Annotated in this window: 12 protein-coding genes; 6 read left to right on the top strand and 6 right to left on the bottom strand. The window is 69.3% G+C overall.

The window, feature by feature from the left end; translation table 11 throughout:
• Positions 1–1,689: urocanate hydratase (hutU, locus tag C1H66_RS09155; RefSeq protein ID WP_102627586.1), on the bottom strand; the 1,689-nt coding region annotated here is incomplete at its 3' end.
• A gap of 332 nt (positions 1,690–2,021) precedes the next feature.
• Between hutU and C1H66_RS09150 the strand changes: the two genes are divergently transcribed.
• Positions 2,022–3,293 (top strand): YjiH family protein, encoded by a 1,272-nt coding sequence (locus tag C1H66_RS09150; RefSeq protein ID WP_240618260.1) that lies wholly within the window; start codon positions 2,022–2,024, stop codon positions 3,291–3,293.
• Positions 3,294–3,363: 70 nt separating this feature from the next.
• Here C1H66_RS09150 and hutC read toward each other — a convergent pair whose 3' ends face one another.
• Genes hutC through C1H66_RS09135 form a run of 3 tightly spaced genes read right to left on the bottom strand, consistent with a single transcriptional unit; the run spans position 3,364 to position 7,190 of the window.
• Entirely contained in the window at positions 3,364–4,071 is a 708-nt protein-coding gene (hutC, locus tag C1H66_RS09145; RefSeq protein ID WP_102627584.1) for a histidine utilization repressor, read from the bottom strand.
• 60 nt (positions 4,072–4,131) lie between these two features.
• Positions 4,132–6,579 (bottom strand): ATP-dependent helicase HrpB, encoded by a 2,448-nt coding sequence (gene hrpB, locus C1H66_RS09140; protein ID WP_102627583.1) that lies wholly within the window; start codon positions 6,577–6,579, stop codon positions 4,132–4,134.
• Complete coding sequence (locus tag C1H66_RS09135) at positions 6,579–7,190, bottom strand: TetR/AcrR family transcriptional regulator (RefSeq protein WP_170064125.1); 612 nt, start codon at positions 7,188–7,190, stop codon at positions 6,579–6,581. Before C1H66_RS09135 ends, hrpB begins: the two co-directional genes overlap by 1 nt.
• Before the next feature lie 266 nt (positions 7,191–7,456).
• Here C1H66_RS09135 and xdhA point away from each other — a divergent pair, with 266 nt between their 5' ends.
• From xdhA to C1H66_RS09110, 5 genes are all read left to right on the top strand, one after another.
• Positions 7,457–8,932, top strand: coding sequence for a xanthine dehydrogenase small subunit (gene xdhA / locus C1H66_RS09130; RefSeq protein WP_102627581.1), 1,476 nt, complete (start codon positions 7,457–7,459; stop codon positions 8,930–8,932).
• Entirely contained in the window at positions 8,916–11,426 is a 2,511-nt protein-coding gene (xdhB, locus tag C1H66_RS09125; protein ID WP_102627580.1) for a xanthine dehydrogenase molybdopterin binding subunit, read from the top strand. Before xdhA ends, xdhB begins: the two co-directional genes overlap by 17 nt.
• Entirely contained in the window at positions 11,423–12,262 is an 840-nt protein-coding gene (gene xdhC, locus C1H66_RS09120; protein ID WP_102627579.1) for a xanthine dehydrogenase accessory protein XdhC, read from the top strand. Before xdhB ends, xdhC begins: the two co-directional genes overlap by 4 nt.
• A 70-nt stretch (positions 12,263–12,332) precedes the next feature.
• The gene (guaD, locus tag C1H66_RS09115) at positions 12,333–13,652 is read left to right on the top strand and encodes a guanine deaminase (protein ID WP_102627578.1); all 1,320 of its coding nucleotides are present in this window, start codon (positions 12,333–12,335) and stop codon (positions 13,650–13,652) included.
• Between the two features lie 301 nt (positions 13,653–13,953).
• Entirely contained in the window at positions 13,954–14,445 is a 492-nt protein-coding gene (locus C1H66_RS09110; protein ID WP_102627577.1) for a PRC-barrel domain-containing protein, read from the top strand.
• Between the two features lie 84 nt (positions 14,446–14,529).
• Here the strand turns inward: C1H66_RS09110 and C1H66_RS09105 are convergent, their stop codons facing one another.
• Positions 14,530–15,525 carry an adenosine deaminase gene (locus tag C1H66_RS09105; protein WP_102627576.1) on the bottom strand — a complete coding sequence of 332 codons (996 nt, stop codon included), beginning with the start codon at positions 15,523–15,525 and terminating at the stop codon, positions 14,530–14,532.
• 133 nt (positions 15,526–15,658) lie between these two features.
• Positions 15,659–16,603: hypothetical protein (locus C1H66_RS22855; RefSeq protein WP_205738646.1), on the bottom strand; the 945-nt coding region annotated here is incomplete at its 5' end.

The raw sequence follows: 16,603 nt of genomic DNA, 5'->3' as shown, positions 1-16,603 counted from the left end.
ATCGAGCATCGGCAGGTCGAGATCGTTCTCGCGGGCGCAGGTCTTGGCGATCGCGTAGCCGGCGTCGGCGTGGCGCATCACCCCGGTGGCCGGGTCGTTGCGCAGCACCCGGCCCAGGCGGGCGTGGGCGTCATCCGTGCCGTCGGCGACGATCACCACCCCGGCGTGCTGGGAGTAGCCCATGCCCACCCCGCCGCCGTGGTGCAGCGAGACCCAGGTCGCGCCGCCGGCGGTGTTGAGCAGGGCGTTGAGCAGCGGCCAGTCGGAGACGGCGTCGCTGCCGTCCCGCATCGCCTCGGTCTCGCGATTGGGGCTCGCCACCGAGCCGGAGTCCAGGTGGTCGCGGCCGATGACGATGGGCGCCTTGAGCTCGCCACTGGCGACCATCTCGTTGAAGGCCTGGCCGAGGCGGGCGCGATCCTTGAGGCCCACCCAGCAGATCCGCGCCGGCAGCCCCTGGAAGCTGATTCGCTCGCGGGCCATGTCCAGCCAGTTGTGCAGGTGCGGGTCGTCGGGGATCAGCTCCTTGACCTTCTGGTCGGTCCTGTAGATGTCCTCCGGGTCGCCGGAGAGCGCCGCCCAGCGGAAGGGACCGATGCCCTGGCAGAACAGCGGGCGGATATAGGCCGGCACGAAGCCGGGGAAGGCGAAGGCGTTCTCGACCCCTTCCTCCTGGGCCATCTGGCGGATGTTGTTGCCGTAGTCGAAGGTCGGCACGCCCAGCGCCTGGAAGTCGAGCATGGCCTGGACGTGCACCGCCATGGACTGCTTGGCGGCCTTGACCACCGCCTCGGGCTCGCTCTTGCCGCGCGCCACGTACTCATCCCAGGTCCAGCCCGACGGCAGGTAGCCGTGCAGCGGGTCGTGGGCGCTGGTCTGGTCGGTGACCATGTCGGGGCGCACGCCGCGCCTGACCAGCTCGGGGAGGATATCGGCGGCGTTGGCGCACAGCCCGATGGAGACCGCCTGGCCCTCTGCGGTGTAGCGCTCGAGGCGTTTGAGTGCGTCATCCAGGTCGGTGGCCTGCTCGTCCAGGTAGCGGGTGCGCAGGCGGAAGTCGAGGCGCGACTGCTGGCACTCGATGTTCAGCGAACAGGCGCCGGCCAGGCTCGCCGCCAGGGGCTGGGCACCGCCCATGCCGCCCAGGCCGGCGGTGAGGATCCAGCGGCCGCTGAGGTCGCCGGCGTAGTGCTGGCGCCCGGCCTCGACGAAGGTCTCGTAGGTGCCCTGGACGATGCCCTGGGAGCCGATGTAGATCCACGAGCCGGCGGTCATCTGGCCATACATCATCAGGCCCTTGCGGTCGAGCTCGTTGAAGTGCTCCCAGTTGGCCCAGGCCGGCACCAGGTTGGAGTTGGCGATCAGCACCCGCGGGGCGTCCTTGTGGGTCTCGAACACCCCCACCGGCTTGCCGGACTGGACCAGCAGGGTCTGGGTGTCCTCCAGGCGCTTGAGGGTCTCGACGATGGTGTCGAAGCACTGCCAGTCGCGGGCGGCGCGGCCGATGCCGCCGTAGACCACCAGGTCCTCGGGGCGCTCGGCCACGTCGGGGTGGAGGTTGTTCATCAGCATGCGCAGGGGGGCCTCGGTGAGCCAGCTCTTGCAGCTGCGCTCGCTACCGGTGGGGGCGGCGATCCGGCGGCTGGGATCGTGACGGGGTTCGGTGCTGATGGGCTGGTGCTGGGTCATGAAGGTGTCCTCGTGGTCGTGGCCGTACGGGAGCAGCCGAGGTGGCCGCACAATCTGTATATACAGATATCGACCATTCCACGATGTGACGTCAAGAGGGGAAAATAAAAAAAACGACCAAGCATGGTTATATCTTTGTTTTTACTGAGATACAGATAGAATCAGGCGAGAATCATTAGACTAAGGTCTATTTGTTGACGGCGTCAGGATGGATAAATCTAGGCCATGCTGTATATACATATTGGCTCCAAACAAACAACGCGACGGCGGAACCACCCATGGAAAAATTGGCGGAATATCCCAAGAACAGAAAAAGCAGCTGGTGGAACCTGATGAGGCTGGTGATTCCCAGCGGCATTGGCATTCTCTTCTTCTTTGTGCCCATCGAGATCGGCGGACGCTCCACCATCCTCCTGGATCACCTCGTGCGCTACTGCATCGGCCTGCTGGGTGACTGGGGCCCCTGGTATGCCCTGGGCGTGATCACCGCCGGTGCCCTGTACCCCTTTATCACCGGCAGTTGGCGCCGCAGTACCACCCATCTGGTGTTTACCCTGCTCAAGGTGGCCGGGGTACTCTTCATGGTGCTGGCGATGAGCGGTGCCGGGCCTGCCCTGCTGCATGAATCCGACAAGCTGCCCTTCCTGCTCGACAAATTGGTGGTTCCGGTCAGTCTGATCGTGCCCATCGGGGCCATCTTCCTGGCCCTGCTCACCACCTACGGGCTGCTGGAACTGGTCGGGGTGATCTGCCAGCCGCTAATGCGCCCGCTGTGGAAGACCCCGGGACGCTCCGCCATCGATGCGGTGGCCTCCTTCGTGGGCAGCTACTCCATCGGCCTGTTGATCACCAACCGGGTCTATACCAGCGGCATGTACTCCAACCGCGAGGCGGCCATCATCGCCACCGGCTTCTCCACCGCCTCGGTGACCTTCATGATCGTGGTGGCGAACACCCTGAACATCATGCATGTATGGCTGCACTACTTCTGGCTGACCCTGCTGATCACCTTCCTGATCACCGCCATTACCGCGCGCATCCCGCCGATCAGCCGCATGAGCGCTGACGTAGCCAACCCCGAACCGATGGTGCCCCGGGGAGAGCGCTTGAGCAGCGCCCTGCGTGCCGGCCTGGAGGCCGCCGAGCGGGCGCCGAGCCTGCAACGCAATGTGTTCAACAATGGCCGCGAAGGGTTGTTGATGGCCATGAGCATCCTGCCCTCCATCATGTCGGTGGGACTGATCGGCCTGCTGGTGGCCACCTATACGCCGCTGTTCGACTGGCTCGGCTACGCCCTCTATCCCTTCGTGCTGCCTTGGGGGCTCGATGATGGTCTGATGCTGGCCCAGGCCACCGCTTCTGGCCTCGCCGAGCTGTTCCTGCCGGCGCTGCAGATGACCGAGGCCTCGTTCGTGGCCCGCTTCGCCACCGCCATCGTGTCGATCTCCTCGATCCTGTTCTTCTCGGCGTCGATTCCCTGCATTCTCTCTACCAACATTCCCATTTCCATTCCGCAACTGCTGGCAATCTGGTTCATCCGCACCGCCATCGGCCTGTTCCTGGCGATTCCCGCAGGCTATCTGGTTCTGTTCCTGGCCGTCTAAACCAAGTGGCAGACACGACACAGGCCATCCCGAAGGATGGCCTGTGTCGCTGTCAGGGAGTGACAACCGGTCATAAAGAGCCAGTATGGAATCGAGCGTTAAGCTTGTAACGGGAGCCCGGATGCAACAGCTGGGTATAGCTGATCAGCAGCTCCCCCGACCAGCTACGCCGAATGACCTTGAGACAGGCCTCCCGCTCCGAAATATCCAGCAGCGCTGCCTCCTGGGGACTGGGGTGCACCGCCTCCACCGAGTGTTCCACATCGGTGACCGGGTAGCGAGCCACCAGGATGGCGTTGGGGGTCTGGCTCTCGAAGTCCTGCTCCAGGTAGTCCGGTGCCAGCCTGGGATTCACATGACGCCGCTCCAGCTGGATCTTGACACCGTTCTCCCGATGCACGATCTCGGAGTAGAACACCCGGGATCCCGTCTGGACCCCCAGGAAGATGGCAACGTCTCCCAGTGCGCGAACCTCTTCGAGGCGGTTGACATCGCTGCTGTGTACGCCGCCCCGGGCCCGAATCTCGTCGGCGATGTTCTTGATCTCGAACAGTGATGACTCGGCCTTGAGCTCGACCACATAAGTGCCGGACCCTGTGCGCCGCATCAGCATCCCCTGGTGTACCAGGTCACGTATCGCCTTGTTGGCGGTCATACGACTGACACCGAACTCCTTGGCCAACGTATTCTCGGCCGGGATTCTGTCACCAGGCGCAAACGCTCCCTGCTCAATCTGCTCGATCAAGTAGTCTTTGATCCTCGTATAGGATGGCTTCATATCCGACCTTCTGGGTTCCCTGTAGACCATCGCCTCACTATACCAGCCAGCATCATCATCCTACCCCCGACGCCTGGTGCGGGCGGTGGCCTCGGCGGTCAGGGGATCCTCGGGCCAGGGGTGCCTGGGGTAGCGGCCGCGCATCTCGCGGCGGACCTCCGGGTAGCCGTTGGCCCAGAAGCTCTCGAGGTCGCGGGTGACCTGGAGCGGGCGCCGCGCCGGCGAGAGCAGGTGCAGCAGCACCGGCACGCGCCCGCCGGCGACGCGCGGCGAGGCCCGCCAGCCGAACACCTCCTGCAGCTTCACCGCGAGCACCGGCTCGCCGCCCTCCCGACAGGACGCGTAGTCGAGCCGGATGCCGGAACCGCTGGGCACCGTCAGCCGCTCGGGGGCGAGCTCGTCGAGACGCGAGCGCAGCGGCCAGCCGAGGGTATCGAGCAGCAGCCGTCCCAGCGGCAGCTTGTCGACCGCCTCGAGCCGCGTCACGCCATCGAGGTGCGGCCCCAGCCAGTCGTCCAGGCGCTCGAGCAGCGCCGCGTCCGACCAGTCGGGCCAGTCGTCGCCCAGCTCGCGACGCAGCAGTGCCACCCGCCCTCGCAGCTGTTCGGCGGCCTCGTCGAAGGGTAATCGCCTGCGGCGCCGCAGGGCATCGAGCAGCGCCCGACGCACCGCCTCCGGCGGCAGCGCCTGCAGGGGCCGGCGTTCCAGCACCACCGCCCCCAGGCCGCGCCGCTGCTCGCCGACCAGTCGGCCCTGCTCGTCCGACCACGCGAGGCTCGCGCGCCATTCGGCGGTCTCGGGATAGAGCGCCTCGAGTCGGTCGGGCGAGAGCGCCACGCCACGGAAGATCCGTGCGCCGCCGGCTTCGCCGTCGAGCTCGGCCGCCACCAGCAGCGCGGCATGGGCCAGGGGGTGCTCCTCCGGCAGGACCGCCAGGCCACCGCTCGCCAGCCGGAAGCGCCCGGGGGCCAGGCGCTGGGCGATACGCTCCGGATAGGCCAGCGCCAGCAGCTCCCCCAGCGGCGCCAGGCTCGCGACCTCCAGCCGGCAGCCGCCGAGGCGGGCCAGGCGGCGGGCGTCGTGCAGCCATTGGCGATGAGCCCGGCCATCCGCCAGGCGCGCCTCGAGCGCGCGCTCCAGGTCCTTCTCGCCCTCGAGGTCGCGCCCCTCCAGTGCCGCCACCAGGGCGCAGGCCAGGGGCAGCGCGTCGAGGGCGACGGCGCGCTCGAGCATCACCGCCAGGCGGGGATGGGTCGGCCAGCGGGTGCTGGCCCGCCCCAGCGCGGTGAGATGGAAGGCCGCGTCGAGCACCCCGAGCCGGCGAAGCAGGTCGCGGCCCGCCGCCAGGGCCGCGGGGGGTGGCGGGGTCACCCAGGCCAGCTGGCTCGGCTCGGTGATGCCCCAGCGGGCCAGTTCGAAGGCGAGCGGCGCCAGGTCGGCCTGGCGGATCTCCGGCTCGCCGTGGGGAATCAGCGGCTGCTCCTCGGCCCACAGGCGCACGCAGACCCCGGGGCCCTGCCGCCCGGCACGGCCGCGGCGCTGGTCGGCACTGGCGCGATTGACCCGGCGGGTCTCGAGGCGGGTGAGGCCGCTGCGCGGCTGGAAGACCGGCACCCGCTCCTGGCCGGCATCGACGACGATGCGCACGCCGTCCACGGTGACGCTCGACTCGGCGATCGCGGTGGCCAGCACCACCCGGCGCCTGCCCCCCGGATCGGGGCGCAGGGCGCGGCGCTGGGCCTCGAGCGGCAGCCGGCCATGCAGCTCCATGATGGCCAGGTCCGGACGTCGGCCGGCGAGCTCTCGCGCCAGGCGGCGGATCTCGCCGACGCCAGGCAGGATCACCAGGGCATCCCCCGCCTCGTCATCGAGCGCCTCGAACACCGCCCGGGCCTGCCGGGAAGCGGCTTCTTCGCGGCCGGTCAGGGAGCGATAGCGAGTCTCCACGGGAAAGGTCCGGCCCGGGCAGTCGATCACCGGCGTGCCCTGCCCCAGCACCCCGAGCAGCGAGTCCAGGTCCAGGGTCGCCGACATCACCAGCAGCCGCAGGTCGTCACGCAGCCCCGCCTGGGCGTCCAGCGCCAGCGCCAGGCCCAGGTCCGCCTCGAGGCTGCGCTCGTGGAATTCATCGAAGAGGATGCCGGCCACCCCCTCGAGCATGGGATCGTCCTGGAGCATGCGGGTCAGCACGCCCTGGGTGACCACCTCGAGGCGCGTCGCCGGCCCCACACGGCTCTCGCCGCGCATCCGGTAGCCGACGGTCTCGCCGACCGGTTCGCCCAGGGTTTCCGCCATGAAGCCCGCGGCCAGCCGCGCGGCGATACGCCGCGGCTCCAGCAGCAGCAGCCTGCCGCCCCGACACCAGGGCGCGTCGAGCAGCGCCAGCGGCACCCGGGTGGTCTTGCCGGCGCCGGGCTCGGCGACCAGCAGGGCGCGGGTGTGGCCCACCAGCGCCTCGCGAATAGCGACCAGGCGGGCCTCGATGGGCAGCGTCGACAGAGAGGTCATCAGGCCTCGCGCGGCCTGACCCCGCAGCCCTTGAGGATCACCTGGGTCAGGAAGGCGGTGATCCGCTCCACGTCGGCATCGGAGAGCTCCTCCTTGCCGGTGATGCCGAGCACCTGGGCCTCGAAGTCGGCGTAGTGCTGGGTGGCCGACCAGATCAGGAAGATCAGCCACACCGGGTCGACCGGGTCCATCAGGCCGCGCTCGGCCCACTGCTCGAAGATCCGCGCCCGGGCCTGCACCCAGTCGCGCAGCCCGCCACGCAGGTAGTCCTGCAGGAAGGGCGCCCCGCCGAGGATCTCGGCGGCGAACAGCCGCGAGCCCTCCGGGTGACGGCGCGACAGCTGCATCTTGCTGCGGATAAAGGCCTCGAGGACTTCCGCAGGATCGTCTTCCACCGAGATGTCGTCGAGCAGCGCGTTCCAGCGCTCCATCATGCGTTCCAGCAGGCGCACGTAGAGGCCCCGCTTGCTGCCCATGTAATAGAGCACATTGGACTTGGGTAGCCCGGCCTGCTCGGCGATATCCTGAAGACTGGCCCCGCGATAGCCGTGCCGGGCGAAGACCCGTTCGGCGGCCGCCAGGATCTCGCGCTCGTTACGCTCGCGCGTCATGCCGTTGGTCTCCCCCTTCTCACGCACACTCCTTCCGGAAGGCGTCTTCCACTGCGTCATCGGCAACCTCACTGCCCCATGTCGTGACCGGGTCCTCGCCCAGGCGCTCAGGTGTCCGGGATAGTGCACCAGCCTTGTGCGGGGTGCAAACGGGCTTGCAAACCGATCGATTCTGAACCATGCTGGAAACATCCTGACCGATTGGTCAACACCAGACGGCATCTGCCACCCGTATCAACAAGAGACAATCAACAAGAGACAAGGCGATGATCGATTTCCTGCTCAACGGGCAGCCCCGCCACTGCGAGGCCTCACCCGAGACCAGCGTGCTCGAGCTGCTGCGCGAGTCGCTCGGCCAGACCGGCACCAAGGAGGGCTGCGCCTCGGGCGACTGCGGCGCCTGTACCGTGGCCATCGGCGAGACCGGGCCCGACGGGCGCGTGCGCTACCACAGCGCCAATGCCTGCATCACCCCCGCCCACCAGCTCCACGGTCGCCAGCTGGTCACCGTGGAGGGCCTGGCCGACGGCGAGCGGCTCCACCCCGCCCAGGCCGCCATGGTCGAATGCCACGGCAGCCAGTGCGGCTTCTGCACCCCGGGCATCGTCATGTCGCTGTTCACCCTGCACGAAGAGCAGCGCCCGGGGGATGACAAGGTGCCGGCACCGTGGACGCCCCAGCGCCTCGAGGCCGCGCTCGGCGGCAATCTCTGTCGCTGCACCGGCTATCGGCCGATCCGCGACGCCGCCCTGACCATGGGCGAGCACCCCGAGCGGCGTCCGCTGTGGCTCGATGCGGCGGCGCCGACACCCGCCGCCCCCCAAGCCGATGCCCGCTTCGCCCAGCCGACCACCCTGGCGGAACTGGTCGAGCTGCGCCGCCGCCACCCCGACGCGCGGCTGGTGGCCGGCGCCACCGATCTCTGGCTCGAGACCACCCAGCGCCTCGAGCGCTTCGAGCGGCTGATCGACGTGACCCGGGTCGCCGAACTCGACACCATCGAGGAGACCACCCTCGACGACGGCCGCCCCGGCTGGTGGATCGGCGCCGCCGTCACCTATTCGCGCCTGGAGCCGCTGCTCGACGAGCATTACGAGGCCTTCGCCCACCTGCTGCACCGCCTCGGCTCGGCCCAGGTCCGCAACCGCGGCACCCTGGGCGGCAACGTCGCCAACGCCTCGCCCATCGGCGACACTCCGCCGGTGCTGCTGGCGCTGGGCTCGCGGCTGTGGCTCGCCGGCCCCGAGGGCGAACGCGAGCTGCCGCTGGAGGAGTTCTTCCTCGACTACAAGCGGACCGCGCTGGGCGAGGGCGAGTCGATCCGCGCCATCTTCCTGCCGCGTCCCGAAGCGGGTCGGACCCTCAAGGTCTGGAAGCTGTCCAAGCGTCGAGAGGACGACATCTCCGCGGTGCTCGGTGCCTTCAGCTGGAGACTCGAGGACGGCATCCTGCGCGACGTGCGCCTGGCCTTCGGCGGCATGGCCGCCATCCCCAAGCGCGCCGCGGAGGCGGAGGCCGCCCTCGAGGGGCGCACCCCCTCGACCGCCGCCTTCCAGGCCGCCCGGCTCGCGCTGGCGCGTGACTTCCAGCCCATGAGCGACGTGCGCGGCAGCGCCCACTACCGCCGGCTCTCCGCCGCCAACCTGCTCGAGCGCCTGCGCCTGGTCCTGCTTCGTGACAGCCAGGTGCAGCCGTCGTCCCACACCGACCGGGAGGTGATGCTCCATGCGTACGCTCACTAAGTTCGTTCAGGCGCCCGGCGCCGCACCCGACATCTCGGACGACTCCGCCAGGGTTCGCGAGGAGCAGCGGGGACGGATCAAGGGCGACGGCCCCCTGGCCCGGGAGACCACGTCCCGCGATGATCGCCCGGCCACCAGCCGGGGGGCGGCCGGCAGCGCCAGCGCCCACGAGAGTGCGGTCAAGCATGTCACCGGGCGCGCCACCTATATCGATGACATCCGCGCCCCCGCCGACTGCCTGCACGTGGCACTGGGCCTCTCGCCGGTGGCCCATGGCCGGCTGACCCGCCTCGACCTGCAAAAGGTCAGGGCGACGCCCGGCGTGGTCGACGTGATCTCGATCGCCGAGGTGCCCGGCCATACCGATATCGGCCCGGTGTTCCCCGGCGACCCGATCTTCGTCGAGGACGAGATCAGCTACGTCGGCCAGGTGCTGTTCGCCGTGGCCGCCGAGAGCCATCGCACCGCCCGGGAAGCGGTGCGTGCCGCCATCGTGGAGATCGACGAGCAGCCGGCCAGCCTCGACCCGGTGGCCGCCGCCGAGCGCGGCGAGGTCGTGCGCCCCACCCATGTCCAGCAGAGCGGCGACTGGGAGGGTGCCCTGGCCGGTGCCGCCCATGTGGTCGAGGGCGAGCAGTTCGTCGGCGGGCAGGAACACTTCTACCTGGAGGGACAGGCCTGCCTGGTGGAGCCCACCGAGGACGAGGGCGTGGTGGTCTACACCTCCAACCAGCATCCCAGCGAGACCCAGAAGCTGGTCGCCGAGGTGCTGGGGATCCCCTTCCATGCCGTCACCGTGGAGATGCGCCGCATGGGCGGTGGCTTCGGCGGCAAGGAGACCCAGGCCTCGCCCTGGGCCTGCATCGCCGCGCTGATCGCCCGGCGCACCGGGCGCACCACCCGCGTCCGCCTGCCGCGGGCCGAGGACATGCGCGTCACCGGCAAGCGCCACCCCTTCCACAACCGCTACCGGCTCGGCGTCGATGACCAGGGGGTGATCCAGGGGGGCGAGATCACCGTGATCGGCGACTGCGGCTACTCGCCGGACCTCTCCGAGGCGATCGTCGACCGCGCCATGTTCCACTCGGACAACGCCTACTCCCTGGGCGAGGCCCGGGTCACCGGCCACCGCGCCCGCACCCACACCGCCTCCAACACCGCCTTCCGCGGCTTCGGTGGCCCCCAGGGCATGATGGTGATCGAGGCGGCCATGGACGATATCGCCCGCAGGATCGGCGAGGATCCGCTCACCGTGCGCAAGCGCAACCTCTACCGCGAAGGCCGCAATGTCACCCACTACGGCCAGACGGTGGACCAGATCGCCCTGCTCCACGACCTGGTGAAACGGCTCGAGGCCAGCAGCGACTACTGGGACCGCCGCCGCGCGATCACCGCGTTCAATGCCGAGAGCCCGGTCATCCGCCGCGGCCTGGCGCTGACCCCGGTGAAGTTCGGCATCTCCTTCACCGCCAAGCACCTCAACCAGGCCGGCGCCCTGCTCCACGTCTATACCGACGGCAGCGTGATGATCAACCACGGCGGCACCGAGATGGGCCAGGGGCTGCACACCAAGATCTGCCAGGTGGTGGCCCGGGAGCTGGCGCTGGACCTCGACACGGTGCGCATCACCGCCACCCGCACCGACAAGGTGCCCAACACCTCGCCCACCGCCGCCTCCAGCGGCGCCGACCTCAACGGCCAGGCCGCCCGCGACGCCTGCGTCAGGCTCAAGGAGCGGCTGTTTGACTTCGCCAGTGAGCACTTCTTCGCCGAGCTCGGCGGGCTCGACCGCGAGGGCATGCGCCTGGAGGCCGGCCACCTGGTGGCCGGCGTTGGCGAGAGCGAGCGGCGCATCCCCTGGGGCGAGCTGGTGCAGGCGGCGTATCTCGCCCGCATCTCGCTCTCCGAGAAGGGCTTCTACGCCACCCCGCTGATCCACTACGACCGCGAGACCGGCAAGGGGCGACCCTTCTACTACTACGCCCACGGCGCCGCCGTGGCCGAGGTCAGCGTCGACACCCTCACCGGCGAGTACCAGGTCGACCGGGTCGACATCCTCCACGACGTGGGCGACTCCCTGAACCCGGCCATCGACCTCGGCCAGGTCGAGGGCGGCTTCATCCAGGGCGTGGGCTGGCTGACCAGCGAGGAACTGAAGTGGAACGACGCCGGCCGGCTGATCTCCGACGGCCCGGCCACCTACAAGATCCCCACCTACGGCGACCTGCCGCCGGTGTTCAACGTCAGGCTGCTGGAGGGCCACCCCAACTCCATGGCCAGCATCTACCGCTCCAAGGCGGTGGGCGAGCCGCCCTTCATGCTCGGCATGTGCGTCTGGTCGGCGCTGCGCGACGCCCTGGCCAGCCTGGCCGACTACCGCGAGGCGCCGCGCCTCGACACCCCGGCCACCCCGGAGCGGGTACTGCTGGCCGCCGAGGCGCTGCGTTCCCGGCACAACCCCTGGCCGCTGGCGACGGACACGGGAGACGCATGATGACCGCACGCCCCGAGAGCTGGCACGCCGCCCTGCACCGCCTGCAGCGCGACGGCCGGCCCCACGCCCTGGTCACCCAGGTGACCAGCGCCGGCTCCACGCCCCGGGAGCCCGGGGCACGGATGGTGATCACCGAGGACGCGGTCTACGACACCCTCGGCGGCGGCACCTTCGAGTGGCAGACCATCGCGGCCGCCCGCCAGCGCCTCGCAGCGAGCGAGCCGGGCATGACCCTCGAGGCCTTCTCGCTGGGCGGGCGCAGCGGCCAGTGCTGCGGCGGCTTCGTCAACGTGCTGATCGAGGTGTTCCCGGGCAGCCGCACCACGCTGGCGCTGTTCGGTGCCGGCCACGTGGGCCAGGAGCTCGTGCGCCTGGCCGCGCCGCTGCCCTGGCGGGTGCTGTGGCACGACAGCCGCGACGACGCCTTCCCCGCCTGGGCCGCCGACCAGCCACGCCTCGCGTGTCGGGCAAGCCCCGATCCCGAGGCCGCGGTGGCGGCCCTGCCAGCCGGCGTCCACGCCCTGGTGCTGACCCACGACCACGCCGAGGACCGCGCCCTGGTCGATGCGCTGCTCGCACGCGGCGACACGGCATCGCTCGGCCTGATCGGCTCGAAGAGCAAGTGGGCCAGCTTCCGCTCGCGACTGAGCGATGCCGGTCATGGGGACGAGGCCCTGGCCACGGTGCGCTGCCCCGTCGGCCAGTCGGGTGGCGACAAGACCCCCTACGCCATCGCCCTGGCCGCCCTCGCCGAGCTGCTGCCGCTGGTCGAGACGCCCGAGCGCGGCGACCAGCGCGGCCTCGACCCCGCCGACCTGCGACGCGTCCTTACCTAAGTTTCCTGTGGGGTCAGACCCCAAAGTTTGCTGAGGGGTCTGACCCCAAAAGAGAATGAGCCCTGACACCATGACGACGACACACTCGCGCCTGCTGCGCGCCGAACTGCTGAGCTTCGATGCCGACCCCGGCGAGGGCGATTCCCCCGCCGAGGGCAGCGTGCGCCACCTCGAGGATGGTGCCCTGTGGATCGAGGACGGCCGCATCCGCGCCGTGGACGACTATGCCAGGCTGGCCCCCGAGTTGCCCGAGGGGATGGAAGTCATCGACCACAGGGGGAAATTGATCCTCCCCGGCTTCATCGACAGCCATGTGCACTATGTCCAACTGGAGATCATCGCCTCCTACGGTCGCCAGCTGCTCGACTGGCTCAACGACTACACCTTCCCGGAAGAACTGCAGTTTTCCAGCCGCGAGCACGCCGAAGCGCTCTCCGAGGCCTTCCTCGACGAGCTGCTGCGGGTGGGCACCACCACCGCCCAGGTGTTCTGTTCCAGCCATCCGGTGTCGGTGGACGCCTTCTTCGCCGCCAGCCACCGGCGCGGGCTGTGTATGCTCGCCGGCAAGGTGCTGATGGACCGCCACGCCCCCGCGGCGCTGTGCGACGATACCGAGGGCGGTATCCGCGACACCGAGCGACTGATCGGCGACTGGCACGGCAAGGGCCGGCTCGGTTACAGCCTGACCCCGCGCTTCGCCCCCACCTCGACCCGGGCCCAGCTCGATGCCGCCGGCGCCCTGATGCGCAACGACGCGAGCCTCTGGCTGCAGACCCATCTCGCCGAGAACACCGGCGAGCTGGACTGGGTGGCCGAGCTGTTCCCCGGCAGCCGCGACTACCTCGAGGTCTACGAGCAGTCCGGCCTGGTGGGGCCACGCAGCACCTTCGCCCACGGCATCCACCTGGACCAGGAGATGCGCGGCCGGCTGGCCGAGCGCGGGGCGAATCTCGCCTTCTGCCCCAGCTCCAACATGTTCCTGGGCAGCGGCCTGTTCGACCGCCTGGCGCCCCGGGACAAGGGCCTCGCCATCACCTACGCCAGCGACGTGGGCGGCGGCACCGACCTGTCGGGCCTGGCCACCCTCAAGGCCGCCTACCAGGTGGGCCAGCTGCGCGGTCAGCCGCTCACCGCCTGGCAGGGCTTCCATGGCCTGACCCTGGGCAACGCCCGGGCGCTGTCGCTGGACGACCGTATCGGCCGCCTGGCCCCGGGACTCGACGCCGACTTCGTGGTCCTCGACCCCGCGGCCACCCCGCTGCTGGCCCGGCGCACGGCGCGCTGCCGTTCCCTCGCCGAGACCCTCTTCGCGCTGATGATGATGGGCGACGACCGCACCGTGCTGGAGACCTGGGCAGGCGGCCGCCGCCAGCACCGCCGCGAACCCTGAGAGCATCCAGGCACGGGCATCTTTCCTGGTGCTCGTGAATCCCGTCACATTCGTCTTTTTTAGGCATTGTTAACATAAGGAAATATTTCTACGAACTTCCTTTCACAAGCAGCCGGTCATGGCTGCTACCTTGAAGACGAACGCCGGATATTTCCCCAACGATTTTCGCGAATATTCGGCGTCGACTCGCATCAAAGGGACCACGCGTCCCAGGCAACAGACCTGATGCTGTAGCACCATTTCAGCAGACCAGAGTGCAACGCAGGCGTTACCGCGAAATGGAACTTTCCAAGGAGACGACATGCGCAAGACGACACTCGCACTGAGCCTTTCCCTGGCCGCTGGCGGCCTTGGCATGGCAGCCCAGGCCCAGGACGAGATGCCTGGCCAGGAGATCCAGGGCCTCTATTCGGCCGAAGCCATCCTCGATGCCGACGTCTATCTGATGAGTGATCCCGATGAACGCATCGGTGAAGTCGAGGATATCCTGCTCGACGACGACATGCAGGTCCAGTCACTGGTGATCGAGAGCGGTGCCACTCTCGGTCTTGGTGGGCGCGAGATCGTGCTCGACAACGACCACTACCGCCTCGAGGCCAGTACCGAGGAGGACGGCGATCCGGTCTACCGCATCCTCGTCGACGCGTCGGCCGACGAACTGGGTGAGCTGCCCGAGTACGACCGGGACTGGTGGGAACAGGCGCGTCAGAATGCAGCGGACGCCTGGGAATCCACCCGCGAAGGTGCCCAGAGCGCCTGGCAGCGCACCCGCGATGCGGTCAGCAGCGACTGACCCGACCCACGGCGAAGCGAGATGACGATCCACCCCCGGCCCTGCCGGGGGTTTTGCGTGCCGGGCCGGCACCCTGCCCCAGCGCTAGGCGCTCGCGGCCAGTTGCCGGTGCAGCGCCAGGCGGCGTTCGTTGCCGAGGAAGGCGGCCTCGATGGCGGTGCCGGCCAGTTCGATGAAGACCTCCCTCGACCACCCGAAGGCCTGGTGACAGGCCAGGTAGTTGTCGAGAACGCCTCCACCGAAATAGGCCGGATCATCGGAGTTGATCGTCAGCCGCAGGCCGGCCTCGAGCAGCCGGGGCAGGGGGTGGTCCTCGATGCGCTCGACCACCTTGAGGCGCACGTTGGAGAGCGGGCAGACGGTGAGCACGATGCCCTCGTCGCGCAGTCGCGCCACCAGCGCCGGATCCTCCAGGCAGCGCACGCCATGGTCGATGCGGCAGACGTCGAGCCGATCCAGCGCCTCGCGGATGTACTCGGGGGGTCCCTCCTCGCCGGCATGGGCCACCCGTGGAATGCCCAGCGCACGGGCCCGCTCGAACACCTCGACGAACTTCGCCGGCGGATTGCCGCGCTCGGCGCTGTCCAGCCCCACGGCGTCGAGCATCTCCCAGTAGGGGGCGGCGCGCTCCAGCACCTGCATCGCCTCCTCGGCGGGACGATCGCGCAGGAAGGCCATGATCAGTGCCGAGGAGAGCCCCAGCTCTCGCTCGGCCGCCCGGCGGGCCAGGCTCAGGCCCTCCATCACCACCGGAAGCGGAATGCCCCGGGACAGGTGCGCCTGGGGGTCGAAGTGCATCTCGACATGCACCACGCCCTCGCCACTGGCACGGCGGAAGTAGTCCATGGCCAGGTCATGGAAATCCTCGGCGGTGCGCAGCACGCTCATGCCCCGGTAGTAGAGATCGAGAAAGGACTGCAGGTCGCTGAAGTCGTAGGCGGCCCGCGCCTGCTCCACCGAGGCATAGGGCAGTTGAATGCGGTTGCGCTCGGCCAGCGCGAACATCAGCTCGGGCTCCAGGGAGCCCTCGATATGCAGGTGCAGCTCGGCCTTGGGCAGGTGCTCAAGGAAATCGCGCATGGCTTACCTCGCAAACGGTCATTTGCCTTATCCTGAAATAAACTGACCGTTTGCGCAAAGCCCCTCGGCCGGACATCGGGGCAATCGCAGTTGGAAACTGGAGAGGGACGCCGGGGTGTCGGGCGCCCCTCCGTCATAGCTCGCGCAGCAGCGCCGCCAGCTCGGCACGCCGCATCGCGAGCCGCTCCTCGGCCTGCTCCCGGCGCTGCGCCAGCGACGCGATGCGTGCATCCTGTGCCTCCAGCTCGGCCACGTAGCGCTGACCCGGCTCGGAGTCGATGCCCACGGCGGCGAGATTGTCGCGGATCCTGGCCTGGCTGTCGGCGGCCCGCTGCAGGTCGCGCTCCAGGCCCCTCAGCGCGTCCTCCACCTCGGCGACCCCGCGCCGATGCTCGAGCAGGGCAGCCAGGGCCTCGGCGGTGTCGTCATCGGCGGCATCGGTCCACTGCGCCAGCAGCTCGGTGTCGGCATCCACCAGGGCGACGTTCTGGCTGCGGGTCACCTCCTCCCGGGCCTCGACCACGACACTACCACCGGGGTCGAGCTCCACCCGCAGCCGCCGATGAGTGGGGGTGGACTCGACCAGGGCGTCGGAAGAGAAACGCCAGCCCGCCCGCGCCGGATGCTCGATCATCACGCGGCGGGGAGCGCGGGCCTCGCTGTCGAGGGCATAGCGTGTGGTGACCCGCGAGAGCCGCGTGGCCCTCAGGGTGCCATCGACGATGGTGACCCGTGCCAGGCTCTCCTCGGGCCGGGACTCGCTGCTGATGCGCACCTGGCGATCGGCGGCGAAGCTGGCCAGGCGTGCATCGCCGGCCGGGATGCCCGGCAGGTTGATGTCCCCCACATGGCCGACGCCCTCCTCGTAGACGGTGACCAGCCCCGTGGGCAGGAAGTTCTCGGTGTCGTTCTCCAGGCGCACCGCGGCCACGGGATGATCCTCGCCGCGCTCCGGCTGGAAGACCGAGAGACGCTCGGCGGGCACCCGGGCATCGATATAGGGCACCGACAGGGTCCGCCCCGCCGCCAGATCCACCGGCTGGGGCAGCCGCCAGGTGGCGGCCGTGGCGCCCTGCGT

The sequence above is a fragment of the Halomonas heilongjiangensis genome (genome assembly GCF_002879645.1).
Lineage (GTDB): Bacteria > Pseudomonadota > Gammaproteobacteria > Pseudomonadales > Halomonadaceae > Halomonas > Halomonas heilongjiangensis.
The sequence above is the reverse complement of the archived record's forward strand: the minus strand, read 5'-3'. Positions and strand labels throughout refer to the sequence as shown.